The organism is Xanthomarina maritima, assembly GCF_008084905.1.
Classification (GTDB): domain Bacteria; phylum Bacteroidota; class Bacteroidia; order Flavobacteriales; family Flavobacteriaceae; genus Xanthomarina; species Xanthomarina maritima.
Genome location: NZ_VSFC01000029.1, coordinates 1 through 15,128 on the forward strand (window position 1 = coordinate 1; position 15,128 = coordinate 15,128).

The following is a 15,128-nucleotide window of genomic DNA, read 5'->3' on the forward strand; positions in this document are numbered from 1 at the left end:
CTCCAGCTACCAATTACACCATTATTGGAAGTGGTTGGTAAAGCCGTTAAAGTATCACCTTCACAAATAGGAGTTACTTGTGTAAATATTGGTGTTATATTTGGATTTACAGTAACGGTAGTAGATTCATTTAAGGGTTGTGAGCAGACTATAGCATTAGAACTATTTAATACTTGTGCATCAATTAAATCAATGGTTGTATTTGTTGTTGGGTTTAGAGTGATAGTTGCAGTTCCTGTGGCATCTAAAATAATATCTAGAATAGTTGTTCCACCATCTAAGGTATAATGTACTCTCGCATCTGGAGTTCCAGTAATTGTATAAGTTACTGTTTCTCCCTCGCAAATTGTTGCAGGAGAAACGGTAACTATGGCATCAGGAATTGGAGAAACTACTAAATTAAAGTCTATTAAACTATAACAATCTGTTATGCCAGAAAACACTTTTGCATAAATCTGTTGTGGATTTGTAGTATTTGAATAAAGCCAAGGTAATGGATTTATTCCATCGGTAGCATCGGCTAAAGTGGCGTAATACTGAACCGTTTCATTAGCTAAATCATTACTAATGCTACTATCTAAACTCGTTAAATCAAAAAGGCCTATAGGGAAATTTGAACTACATTGTACCACATCGTTAATAGCATTAGCTGTTGGAGGGGTGGGGAACGCACCTGTACCATTCATGGCAGATCCAGTCCATTCTAATTCAAAACCACCATCACCATGAGGTCTATCTATAACAAGATAATAGGTTTCACCAGGATTTACTGTTAACCAATATACATAGCCATTTCCGTTAGGTCCAGGACCAGTTTGTGTTAATGTAGTACTTCCATCAATCCCAGTGTGATTATTTGAAAGACCTGCGGCATCTGGATTTGTTGTGGCACAACGAATAGGGCTTCCTAAATTTGAGCATAGACGATTTGGACCATATACCCAAAAATCGTAATCTACCAAAATATCAGGATCATCAGGAATTAAATTAAAACCTAGGGTTCCTGCTTGAACTATATTTATTTCTAACCATAAAGAATTATGTTCAAAACCACCACAACCAGCGACTTCTTGTGTATTTCCATAACCAGTAGCATTTGAAGAAAAATTGCCGTTCCCACAAACAGTTATAGCATTCACACAATCATTTGGTTCTTGGGCTTGAACTTGATAAAAAAATACTATAAAAAAACCTAAAATTAAATATTTGTTCATTTTGAACGCTTTCAGTTTTAAAATCTTAATAGCCAAGCTGCTTTTTATTTCAGATTGACTATTAGATGTTTATTGTAATATTAGATGTTTATTGTAATTATTTTAATTACCAGTAAAGATAAATAAAATATTATCTAAATTTTTATTCCTTGATTATTAAGAACTCTGAACGTCTGTTTTGAGCATCTTCTTCTTCAGTACAATTAGATTGACAATCTATTTTAGGATTTGAGCTACCAACACCTTCAGCAGAAAGTCTGTCTTTATTTATTCCTTTAGAAATAAGATATTGAACAGTAGATTGTGCACGTCTTTCCGATAATTTTAAATTGTATTCTAAATTCCCTTTAGTGTCTGTATGTGAACGTACCAATATCTTCATATCTGGGTAATCATTCATTATTGTCACTAATTTATCTAATTCAAAAGCACCTTGTTGTGTAATATTACTTTTATTAAACTCGAAGAAAATGTTATTTAATTTCACTTCGGTTTCAGTAATAATTTCATTTATAGGATTTAATGATGCATTTACCTTTAGTTCATTTCTCTTAGAACCCGTAACAGGAATAGAAAGACTATCATAGCCATCTTTTGAGATTTTGATAATATAATCAGGGTTGCATGATACATTAAAAGATGCGTTCCCTTTTGTATCACTAATCTGTTCAGTAATCACCTTATTTTGCGAATCTGTAAGAACTACTTTTGCACCAGGAATAAGGGCTTCTGTTTTTGCATCTGTAACAGAAGCAATAATCTCAACTTGGCAAATAGGAATAGCAATATAAATATTATCTACACCAGAACGATTAGATGAAAAATATCCGATTTCCTTTAGAGTATTAATACTAAAAGCGAAATCATCTCTATTAGTATTTACTGCGTTTCCCAGATTATTGGCGTTTTCGTTTTTGCTTAAATCTATTTTAAAAATATCTAATCCACCAAAACCTTGTTTCCCATTTGAAGCAAAATATAAGATGTTGTTTTCACTAATAAAAGGAAACCCTTCTTTTCCAGATGTGTTTACATTAGGTCCTAAATTTTCTGGTTTACCGTATGAATTACCATTAACAGAAACTTTCCAAATATCTGTATCACCTAAACCACCAGGCATGTTTGAAGCAAAATAAAGAGTTTTTCCATCATTGCTTAAGCTTGGATGACTCACAGAATAAGCTGTACTATTGAATGGTAATGCTTGAATATCAACCCATTTGCCATCGACTAAAGTTGCTTTGTATAACCCTTGTTGAGCTATTTTTACTTTTTTGTCTTTATCTTTTTTAGAAGATCCTTCGCTGTGTCCATCACGTGAAAAAATCATGGTATTACCATCGGCACTTAAAGTTATTGGACCATCGTGATAGGGTGTATTTAAACTTTTTACAGCTTCTGGTTCAGAAAGTGAACCATCTTCGTGCCTCACCGACTTAAAGATATCTAAATAAGGTTGATTTGTCCAGTAATCTTCTTTTTTACCAGTATTTCTTGTACTAACAAAATACAGAATATCATCGTTAGATAAAATAGCGCCAAAGTCACTATTTTCATTATTATTTATTGTTGTTTCTTCAATAGTAAATAGTGTCGATTTATCTGTTAGTTGAGGTATGTAATTAGGATTATTTAAATGACTTTTAGCACGAGAATCTTCAGGCATTTTTTTTGCAAACATATCCATTTGTATATTAGCCTCCTTATATTTTCCTTGAGATTTTAGAGCTTGGGCAAATCTAAAATAGGTTTCAGCATCTTGATCTGACGCTACTGCTTTGTCATACCATTTAGCAGCTTCTTCCATGTTAAAAACATGGTAATAACAATCAGCTAGTTGTTTATAAACATGTGCGTTTGCTTGATTATTTTTCGCTAGTTTTAAATATTCATTAATAGCATCAACATACTGATAACTTTCAAAAAGATTATCAGCTTTTTCTGATTGTTTGTTTTGTCCAAAGCTAGCAGTAACTATTAAAGCAATACTTAAGAGACTATATATTTTTTTCATATTAAACATTTTTATGTTAGAAAAATCTAGGTGAAACAGATACTTTTTTAGGGAAATTTAAATCGAATAATAACATGATTTCATGAGAACCAGATGTTGTTACATTTAGTTCGGATGTGGTATAATCATAAGCATATCCAATTCGAATTTCAGGTGTTATAGCAAAATTAGCCATGGCTCCAACAGAATCGTCTAAACGATAGGTTGCACCTAATTCAAATTTATCGAAGAATAAGAAGTTAGCTGATACATCTAAGGATGTAGGCGCATCGAAAGCAGATTTTAATAAGAAGGAAGGCTTAAATTTAGTTTTATCTGATAGGTTAAATACATACCCAGCTGATAAGAAGTAATGCATGACATCTGATCCATATTTATATTCTTGTCCATTATTTGTAACATCTAAATAGGTGCTTTTCAACATATTTGGAATAGAGAAAGATACATAGTAATTATCTGTATAATAAAAGAAACCAGCGCCAACATTTAAATAGGTGTTATTCGTGTTTTCACTAAATGCTTCATCGTTTGGGTCTGGTACATAACCATTACCAATATCACTATATAAACCAATTTTTTGAAACGTTGCACCTGCTTTTATACCAAATGCTAATCGGTGTTCTCCACCTAAATTAAGGGTATAAGAAACATCTGCATAGGTATTAGTTTCATCTACTGGCCCTATTTTATCTGAAATGATAGAGAGTCCTACACCTACATTCTTACCAACTGGGCTGCTAGCAGAAAATGTTGCTGTTTTAGGTGCATCATTTATGCCTACCCATTGAGAACGATATAATAATCCAATAGCTAAATCTCCACGAGAGCCAGCATATGCAGGGTTTATAACATTCATGGTATACATGTATTGTGTGTACTGAGGGTCTTGTTGCGCTTGGGCACTACCTAAAATCATAAGTGCTAATGCGATTGTAAAATATATTTTTTTCATCTTTATTTTATATTGCTTTTTCAATTATGATTATTTTGGTCCGTTTATAAATACCCACCCTGTTACAGAGCTACCATCTTCTTTCTTAATGCTATAATAATAGGTGCCGTCTGGAAGTGTTTTTCCTTTGTCGGATTGACCATGCCATTGGTTGGTATAGTTGCCATTATACTTAAAGACTGTTTTACCATATCGGTTAAAAATTTCTATATGAGTTACACCAAAACCTGTAAGATCAAACGTGTCATTTTTACCATTTCCATCAGGAGAAATACCTCTAGGAATGTTTCCACAAGATAATATGTCTGTTGTAAATGATGCTGTTACTGAGCAGCTTCCAAATGTTATGGTTACTGTAAATTGAGCAGGTACTGTAACGTTTTGATTTTGATTTGCATAGCCTGTCACATTAAATACTTCAGAATCGTTACCTACTACATTTCCATTGGCATCCATCCAAGTATAGGTTACATCATTTGGGTCAAATGAATTTCCTACAGGAGAGGCGGTTAAAAGATAGTCACTTTGGTTACATTCACCATCAATTGAAACTTCAATAGTATCTAAAATAGTCATATCAAATGTACTCATGCTACCTTCAACACAGTTAGTTAAATCTTCAGTAATTTCATATACAATCGTGTAGTTTCCAATATTACTTGACGAAATATTAATTTCTCCAGTAGAGGCATTGATAGACAATCCAGATTCAGCACTAAAAGTACCTCCGGTTGTAAAGCCAGGAGCTAAATTTGGTAGAATGTTAGGGCTGTCTTCACAGTAAAGATCTTCAGTATAGCTGAATTCAGAAATGGTACTTGTAACTTGAATAATTTCAATAGAAGCTGTATAAGTTCCGGATTCAATACAATTACTGGCATCTGCATCATAAGTGTAAATCACGTCATGTGTTCCAGCAGTTGCTGAAGTTAAATCAACTTCTCCAGTTGTTGCAGCTACTGTAAGTGTTGTCGAACTAAAAGTACCACCAGTTGTAAATCCAGTAGCTAAATTAGGTAATACGGAATCTCCTGATAATAAACAGAATGGAGTAGTACCGTAATCGAACATGGTAACAGGAGTCACAGATGCTGCTATATTCATTATAAAAGTACTAACACTAGCCTCTAAGCACGTTGTTAAATCTTCTGTAATTGTATAACTAATAGTATAACTACCAGCAGTACTTGTAGAAAAGTTTATCTCACCAGTAGTAGCATTAATGGTTAAACCTGATTCAGCACTAAAGACACCACCAGATGTAAAGTTAGTGGCTAAGTCAGGGAATACATTTCCTGAACTTGTACAATAGAAATCTTCTGCATAACTAAACATTGTTACAGGAACTATAGTCTCTAGAACTTCTATTGAAGTGGTATAGGTACTAGCTTCCATACAGATTGTTGAATCTGCGTCAATGGTGTATATAACATCATGCATACCTGTTGTTGCAGAAGTTAAATCGATTTCACCAGAACTAGCATCAACTGTCAGAGTTGTAGAACTAAATATTCCTCCAGTTGTAAATCCTGTAGCTAAATTAGGAAGCACAGTAGTACTTGTTATTAAGCAGAATGGTTCTGTACCATAATCAAAGGTTGTAACAGGTGTACTAGCAGCAGTAAATTCTATGGTTGCTGTATAAGTTTCTGCAATTAAACATGTTTCTGAATCTCCATCAAAAGTATATAAAACATCGTGTATACCTACAGTTGCCGAACTTAAATCTATCTCTCCCGTAGTTGAATCAACAGTTAGTGTTGCTGAACTAAAGATTCCACCAGTTTCAAAACCTGTGCTTAAAGTTGGTATTGGATTATCAGAAACAACAATACAAGTAGTCTCATAACTAAATGATAATTCTGGAATTATAGCATCATTAACCGTTACTATAATTTCAGCACGTGGACTTTCGCAACCATTAGTATCTGCATTAGCAACATAGTAGGACGTGTCTCCAACTACAGAGGTGTCTGGGGTTGGGGCAGTAGTACTACCAGTTCCTCCAACAGGCTGTGTATACCAAATTAAGCTATAGCTACCCGTAGGGGTTGCCGATAAGGGTTGTGCTGTAGCATTTAAACAATATGCAACTGGAGTTTCAACAGTTGGCATGTCTGAGATGCCATTATAGGTAAATTCAACAGTATTTTCACAATAGCGTGTTTGCCAGGTAAATGTGTAAACACCAGATTGTAAGAATCCTGAAATACTTGTGTTATTACTTGTTACATCATCAATTATCACTTCTCCAGGATTATTAGGATCCGGAATCCAGGTTCCTGTACCATTTGCTTCAACAATGATAGTTGGGTCTGTACAATCAACTTCAGAAGATGATGTTATTATATCATTGTTAGAATTGAAACTCACAGCGTCAATAACATTTCCTATAACATCACTACCTGAAGCTCTAAAAATAAAGCGAGTCAAGTCTTGGTTATTAGGAACTTGATATTGACCAGAAACTACAATCCATTCAAATGTATTAGCTATTTGTTCTCGAACCAATGTGTATGGGCCTCCAGGAGGGCCTGCAAATAATTGTAATGCATTTCCATCGAATCTTCCTAAATAGGCAAAATTATAATCCATTACCGTAGATTCTGAAGTGTCAAATTCACGAAATATTCCATATACTTCAGGATCATTAGGGTCTATTATCATTTCTTCATCTTCTAGAATTTGAGCACATTGGCTACCTTCAAAAGAAGAAATTCCTGGAGCGTTTAATGATTCCCAAACTAGGATTTGATTTCTGTTATCAAAATTTTGTCTCCAACCAGGAACCACTCTAGATGTTATCATGGAGTTAAGCCCGCTTAAACCAGGAACAACAGGTTGCTCAAAACCTCCATTTTCAGTTTCAACATTACAGAAATTTTCAGGTGTTGTAATACATAATTCTAATGTGTATTCTGTTGTTGCTGGTTCAGTTTTTGTAAAGCGAATAAAGTATGTGTCACCTACTATTAATTCAGAAGAGTACATTGCAGTAATAATATTATCATAACTACAAATAACTTCTTCAATATTTCCATCACTAATTTCTCTATATAAAGTCATTATAGTATTTGGATATTCAGGATATCCAATATCAGTATCTCGTAAGGTTCCAGAATAATTAATAGCTTTAATAATATGAATTCTCGATTCAGCTACAAATTTAAACCATACATCACCATCGTTTATTCCATCACAACTCATTGTTTCTGGCGATGGAGTTGCTCCAATAAATGAGACATTTGATATTAATTGATCACATGTTTCACTTGAGTTTATAGGTGCAACTATAGCATTCGAAATATCATTATTTCGTATAAACTCAAATGGACCTGACCAATAGCTTTGATTGTCAGTGCCACAAATGGCTCTAACAAAATACTCATACGAGGCTGCATTTGGATTACTGAAATCCACATCTGTTAGAGTGTAAAAATTGTTAGAAACAACAGTTCCAGATTGAGGTATGGTACCATTTTCAAAAGGTTGTATTGCTACTTCCCATTGAGTTTCAGTTCCTCCTGGTGTCCATGAAATGGTATTTGTATCATTTATAGTTAAGTCTGTAGGTTGTGGACAAGCTATTGCTCCACAAACTGCGGTGCCTGTATAGTAAGTTGTTCTAGGAATTAAACCAATAGGACTTGTGAAAACAGAAACACCTTGATCATTTAGAATTTCAAACTGGAAATTTTCATATTGTGATGCAGCCCAACCTGAAGTATGGAAATAAACTGAAAATTGAACTCCTGAACATAAGAAAATTGGGAATTGAGCACCACTTACGTTGCCGTTAAATCCAATAGACTGTGCTACTTGATTGTTTTGTGTTATTTCTAATGAACCTAGAGCAGCATCACTAGTTAAAACAAAAGTATATTGGCATAAATTTTCAAAGCTACATGGTGTTAAAACTTCAACTGGACCTGTCCAAGTGCTTTCTCCATTACAAACAGCTCTAACATAGATGTCGTACATAGTAGAGGAGGTGAGTCCAGTTATTAAAAATGGGTTTGTAGAAGCATTATATAAATAATTAGGGTCTGTATCTCCTACAGGAGCAGGTGTTCCTGAAGGTTGTACAGAAATTTCCCAAGCTGTTTCTGCACCATTGATATCCCAACCAACTTGAACTTGAGTATCTGTAAGTCCTGTTAATGATATGTTTGTTGGAGGAGGACAATTAGGGATATCTTCAATATTTACATTGTCTATTGCTAAAGTCTGTCCTCTATATGGACCTGTACTAGGGAAGAATGGTACTCTAAAAGCAATATTAATATCGCCAGTTAGACCATCTGGGAAATTAATTATTTTAACCAAATACTCATCATTATTAAGTACTACAGGATCATCATCAGAGTCGTATAAAACAGTTGTAAATTGATCTAAACTAGTGCCATTAGTTGAGAGTAATACTTCTAAATCTTCTGTAAAAAAGCTATCGTTTACTCTATAGTAATATCTTAAACGTTGATTTTCTGTAATGGTTATAGTTGGCGAGATTAGCCAATCTTCGTTTTGTCCATTTGTCCCTGTAAACATAGCTGCAGTTTGATCTCCTTCATACGGATAAAATGCGCTATCTAATTCCCAGAAACGTAAATCATGATTATTATTTACAACCATCCAACAATCTTGAGTGCTAGAGTCTGAGTTAAACGTTTCTACAAAAGGTGTCGAGTAAGGAGTACATGGTGTTCTAAATGTAACAGGACCTACCCATTCACTTTCTTCTGTACCACAATTAGCCATAACATAAAACTCATATTCGGTGTCTGGAGATAATCCTGTCGCTGAGTAATTGCTGGCTGTAACAGCTTCACCATTACCAGTTGGTACTCCAGATCCAGCTGTTTGTACTACGATATCCCAATCTGTTTCTTGGTAACCTAGAGTCCATGATAGTTCTGCACTATTAACAGTAACAGAATTAACCGTTAAATCTGAAGGGTTAGGGCAAGCTGGTGCATCTGTGATACTAAAATCATCGATACTTAACAATGAATACCCTTCAGCCACATTAAATTCAGGAGGAATTCTAAGTGCAATATAGACGGTTCCTGTACCATTAATAATGATGCTTCTTTCTTGATATTCTGGATTATTAAATATTTCCAGAGGGCTGATTACTGAAAAACTTCCTAAACTTGTATTTGTTGTAGACATCAACACTTCTAAACCAAATCTAGGAAAAGCAGTAAAGAATGTAAAATCTGCTCTGTATTTAAATTTAATTTCTTTTGTATTGCCATCAAGGTTTATTGCTGGAGATATTAAATAATCATTATAACTAGTAGCTGGTTGAAAAGCTGAAGTTTGCATAAATGCATGTTCATCATCAATCATCCATTTAGTACCATCTCCATTTCCATCTGTGATTTTCCAGCAAAACTTTTGAGTATTTGGATCAGCTTCATTAAAGCTTTCATAAAAAGGGGTATCATAAGATTCACAAAGGGTAGTAAAAGCAACTGGACCAATCCAATCGCTTTGATCATCAGTATCGCAATAAGCACGAACATAATACTCATATCTGTGTCCAGATTCTAAACCTGTTGCTATATGAGGAAAATTGCTAGTTGTTAAAATTCCACTTCCTGTTGGAACACCAGAATTTAAATCTTGAATAGCTACTTCCCATTGTGTTTCTATATCTCCTGCTGTCCAAAGAAACCAAGCTGAATTGGTAGTTATTTGTAAAGCTAAAGGGTTTAATGGGTCAGGACATGTCGGTTTGTCTTCTATAAAAACATCATCTATAGAGAATCTAGAAGCCGTTTCGGTTGAGTTAGGTTCAACTATCCAAGCAATATTTACATCGCCAGTTATATTTTCTGGAATATCAACTATAATTTCTGTAAAACTAGTACTGTTAGTTTGTGTTTGTGGTAATAAAACAGTTGTAAAATCATCTAGTCCAATACCTGTTGTTGATAATTTTAAGGAATAGGTTGATACCCCTTGAGTAGCTCTTTGTTTATAACGTACACGTTTAGGTGTGCCATCAAAGTTTATTCTAGGGGATACATAATAATCATTATTAACATTACGACTATCTGCAGTCCAAAGTGTAGCATATCCAGCTAAAAATCCCCAAGTAACATTATCTCTATTAACATCAATAGTCGTCCAGCAAGGTTCAGGATTTTCATTTGTTGCCGTATTAAAATCTGTTGAATAAGGTACTCCAAAAGTAGAACATTGTGTAGTGAATGTACTTGGTAGACTCCAAATACCAGGTGCTCCGTTACATACAGATCTTACATAAGCATCGTAAGTTGTAGAGGTTGTTAAACCCGTAACTACATTTCCAGAATTGGAATTAGTAGGGGTGCCTAAACCTGTAGGTTCACCTGCACCTGTTGGAACAACTGCATATTCCCATGAATCTGCAAAACCACCATTATTATCCCATGAAAGACTTACACTAGAATCTGTTAAACTATTATAAACAATTTCTCCAGGAGGTGCACATGTTGGACTAGAAATTACAAGTTCAAAACAAATACCAGCTCCAGAATTGTGTTCAGAAGATAATACAATAACATATGTTTGACCAGCTTGAACTACAAGGTTGGAGATTGTGCGAGGTGCAAATTCTTCAACGGTATTAACACCTGCAATACAGTTAACACCTACATCATCACAGCTTTCGTAAACTAAAAGAGATGTTTGGTTATTGTAACAATTATTGGTTCCACCACCAGTTACAACGGCAGTTGTTGTTGTTAAAGTAAGAAGACCATCTTCGGTAGGTGTATAAGTTAAAAAGACTTTATCTCCATTTAAATAGTTTCTTCCAGGAAAACCTCCACTAATACAATTAGTACCTTCTGTAGTATATGTCTCATTTGGATTGGCCCAGTTTTGTAGATTATCAACTAAAACATATGGGTTAGTTGATATATCTGGAATTACTATAGGTTCATCACAAGAAAGTCCGTATTTTAATGTTTCAAAGGTGTAAGGACCAGTGAAGTCACTTTGTGTGTCGTTATCACAAATAGCAGCTATATAGATGTCAAACTCTGTTTGTTCATCAAGGTTTACTAATGTATAGCTTGTTCCTACAACAGGAATTCCACTATCTGCTGGTGTACCACCAGAAGGTAATATTTGGATTTCAAAATTAGTTGCTGTAGGGTGTGTCCAAGTTACCTCGGCTGAATCTACTGTTATATTATCTATTATTACAGAGTCACTATCAATTTCTGTACAACCTTCTAATACGGCAACTTCATCTACAAACCATTCGTCTCCTGAAGGAGAGGCTCCATTTTGTGTATTAACTGCAACAAAAGCTAGATAGATATTAAAACCAACTGGGATTGATGATGGAATTTCTACAACTTTTTTTTCGTATTCTGTTTGTAATCCTAAATTTAAATTTGTCTCTGTATAAGACTGCAAAACAATATTAAAACCATTAATGTCTGGTTGTGCTGCAGTTGAAATACGAATCTGGTATTGAGCACCATTATCAATGGCACTTGCTTGTTTTGTGTAGAAGTGGATTTCACCGTTTTCTGGAACAGAAATTTGTGGTGTTACTAAAAAGTATTGTGCAGTGTTTCCACTACCAATATTATCTGCACTTGGGTTAATGGATGTTCCCTGTGTTCCTAAATAACCATCTGGTGTAGAACTCCATTCAGAGGTTCCTATGCCATTTCCAAATAATGTCCAAGAACTTGGAATTCCTGTGTCGAATGTTTCGTTTATTTGGGCATACCCCTTGTTAGAAATCATTAAAATTATAGCTAAAGAAGCTACAAAATAAAATATTCTTTTTTTGATGCTTTTTTTTGGAGCAGTTGAATTAAACTCATTTAAATTTCTTGTAGAAACTAGATAAGTTTTAGCTACATTATTTTGTAACGTATTTCTCATTGTCAAACAATTTCAGTTAGTAATTTTAATGGATAAATATATAGAGAATAATTCTATATATATAAATTTAGTCTTTGGTATTTCCCGAATTTTAAAAGGTTAAAATGCTTATTAACTATTTAATTATAAATAGTTTAAAATATTTATGCGATGTTATTCTTTTGAGAGAGGTGTTCTGTCTTGTAGGGTATTAATTTTATGTTGAAGTGCTTTTATGGTTTTTTTATTTTTTGTTTCTTTAATTAAAATGATGGCTATAAAAGTTAAAACTGTTATGCCAATCCAATCAAATTTATTTTTAAATTCAGACTGTATTAAAGTTAATTCTTCATTGATTATTTTTGAATTTTCAGCAACTGAATCACTAATAGAATTACGTTCAGAAATTTTAACTTCTAATTGAGTTTTTAAATATAATTCGTAATAATTCTGGTATTCTTTCAATTGATTTAAAGCTAAATAATTTTCAAAAAGACCTTTGTAAATTCCTAAATTTAAAACCAAGTCTCCTACATTTTTAGATTTTTCTAAAGCAGATTGTAATAATAAAATGGCTTCATTATATTTACCTTCTAAGGTATTTACTTCAGCCAATCCTTTTTGGGCAAAAGAAATTAAACTACTAGCTTTTTCAATTTGAGCTAATTCAATAGCTTTGTTAAAGCTTTCTTTAGCATTAGTATATTCGGAAAGTAAAATATAGCAATTTCCTTTGTTGTAATAACCTATACTTCTATTATGATAATTAATTCCAAGTCTTTCATATTCTTTAAGAGCTTTATTAAAATACTCTAAAGCGATGTCGCAATTTAAATTATCTTTATATATAAATCCTTTTACTAAATAACTAGTAGCCAGGTAACCTCCAACAGAATCTCTTTCAGGATGTAGAAGTGATCTTTTTTCTATTTCTTCCATATATTCAATGGATTTATCGAAAATTTTTAATTGCTGATATTGAATACCAGTCATAAATAAAATTTTAATTTGGAGTTTTTTATCGTCTATATCACTTGATAAATCTTTTGCTATATTAATATATTCCAAAGATTTTTTATAGTCTCTCTTTGATGTATACCCAGAAGAAACGACAATTAAAGCTTGTATTCTAGAATTTAATGAAAGGGATGTGTTATCAAATATTGATAAAGCAAGAGTAATTGCTTTGTTTGGGTTTTCATACACATTTTGTGTTGCAACTTTTAAAATACTATCTACCTGTTTGTTTTGTATATCTGATGCAGAAAGTAAAATGGTTTGTAAAAAAAACAAACAGAAAAGAAACTGATATTTAGTTTTATTATTCATTAGTATTCTTATTCTTTTTAGTTTCTTCTTTTAATAAACTTATAAAGGTAGCTGGAGACATGCCGATTATTGTTTTAAAGACTGTAGCAAAACTACTGTGGGTTGCAAAACCAGAATCCTCCGCTAAATAACTAATTTTATAATTTATGTAGTTTGAGTCATTTTTTAATTTTTTAATTATATAATTAATACGAAGTTTATTTATATAAGTATTGAAATTGTCATTATAATGATTATTAATAATCTCTGAGAGGTATTTAGTATTAGTTTCAAATTGACCAGCTAAAACAGCTAATGACATATCTTTGTTTAAAAATTTTTTAGATTTTTCAAAGTGACTAAGCTTTAATAAGATACTTTGTTCAGTTTTTTTAGGAATTATTAATCTTTTTGATTTTTGTTTTGGTTTTGGAGATACTTTTATAAAGTTATTTTTGCTTATCTCTAAATAATTAATAATTTCTTTGATACGTTTTTTTTTGTATTCGCTTTTTAATAAAATAAACATGCCAACAACTATAAAAAAGAGAGAAACTCCCAAAGATAAATATAAGTAGTTGTTATATTTTAGATTTTCTGTTCGCAATTGTTTCTCTTGTTGTCCACTAATAATATTATAAAATGTACTTACCGATTCTTGCTCAATCTGTTCGATTGTATTATTTAAAACTAAGAAGACGTCGTTATAAGTTTTATGTTTATTTCTTTGATTAGATGCTAGATAGCTAATGGCTAAATCTCGATTTATTTGTTCTAATAGAAATGGATTGTCTAATATTTCAGCAAAACGTAAGGCTATAAAAAGTGTTTCTTCACTTTTTTTATATTCTTTTTTTTGTAAGTAAAGGTGACCTAATTCTTTGTAGATTATGGCTTTTTCAAAAAGATTGTTTTCTTGTGAAACATTTAATAAGTTAAGAGTTTTATCAATATAAACAAAAGCAGAATCGTATTTAGAAAGGGTATTATATGCACGGACTTTAGTTAGAATAAAAGCCCTGTTTTCTGTAGAATTTTTTTTAAAAAAGTGTTTAAATATAACTTCAGCTTCTGTAATAGCTGTCATAGCTTCATTTGTATGTAGTCTGTCAAGAAGCATGTTAATCTGTTCTAGATAAATATAACTTTCAAAGAGTTCTTTTTCAGAAGTTAACTTAGAGGTAAGTAGGCTCGCTTTTTTAAGATACTCTTCAGATTGTCTATCTAGATATAACTCTCTTAAAAGGGTGGCTTTAATTATATTGTTTTCTATTCGTGTATGTATATCAATCTCTTCTAGTTGGTAAATATCATCAAAAGCATGAATAGTCGCATTATTATAATCTCCTTTTACTAAATAGCTTTTAGATAAAAGTAAATTAACGAAGGCTCTATCCTGAAGTTTTGGACTTGTAGTTAAAATATGATTGGCTATTTTAATAGCTTCATCAGGATTTGAATAAATAAGCTCTTTTGATTTTAAGACAAGATCATTCTCCTGTGAATAAAAACTTATTGATAGCAAAAAACTAATAATTGTAATAAATAAGGTCTTAGTTAACAGAAATTCTTTAAAATATGGATGTGTGTTTTTATTTGTCAAACAGCATATTGTATTATAGTTTAAATGCAAATATAGTTTTCAAACTCTTAATCTAAATCTTTTTTAAGAAAACTATAGAAAAGTAAATATACTAAACTTATTTAAAATGTATTTTTTTTTTGTACTGTTTGATTGTAATTAAATGGTATAATAAAAAGTGTT

The 15,128-nt window shown here is 32.5% G+C and carries 5 protein-coding genes and 1 pseudogene; all 6 read right to left on the bottom strand.

Going from position 1 to position 15,128, the window contains the following annotated elements; all coding sequences use genetic code 11:
* A pseudogene (locus FVF61_RS05605) lies at positions 1–1,214 on the bottom strand (hypothetical protein); the annotation flags it as partial.
* Positions 1,215–1,356: 142 nt separating this feature from the next.
* Positions 1,357–3,228, bottom strand: coding sequence for an OmpA family protein (locus tag FVF61_RS05610; RefSeq protein WP_148454232.1), 1,872 nt, complete (start codon positions 3,226–3,228; stop codon positions 1,357–1,359).
* Positions 3,229–3,244: 16 nt separating this feature from the next.
* Positions 3,245–4,180, bottom strand: a complete 936-nt coding sequence (locus FVF61_RS05615) for a PorP/SprF family type IX secretion system membrane protein (RefSeq protein ID WP_148454234.1) — start codon at positions 4,178–4,180, stop codon at positions 3,245–3,247.
* 30 nt (positions 4,181–4,210) lie between these two features.
* Positions 4,211–12,076 carry a choice-of-anchor J domain-containing protein gene (locus FVF61_RS05620; RefSeq protein WP_148454236.1) on the bottom strand — a complete coding sequence of 2,622 codons (7,866 nt, stop codon included), beginning with the start codon at positions 12,074–12,076 and terminating at the stop codon, positions 4,211–4,213.
* Positions 12,077–12,229: 153 nt separating this feature from the next.
* Positions 12,230–13,384 carry a tetratricopeptide repeat protein gene (locus tag FVF61_RS05625; protein WP_148454238.1) on the bottom strand — a complete coding sequence of 385 codons (1,155 nt, stop codon included), beginning with the start codon at positions 13,382–13,384 and terminating at the stop codon, positions 12,230–12,232.
* The gene (locus tag FVF61_RS05630; protein ID WP_148454239.1) at positions 13,377–14,966 is read right to left on the bottom strand and encodes a helix-turn-helix domain-containing protein; all 1,590 of its coding nucleotides are present in this window, start codon (positions 14,964–14,966) and stop codon (positions 13,377–13,379) included. Before FVF61_RS05630 ends, FVF61_RS05625 begins: the two co-directional genes overlap by 8 nt.
* Positions 14,967–15,128: the final 162 nt, after the last annotated feature.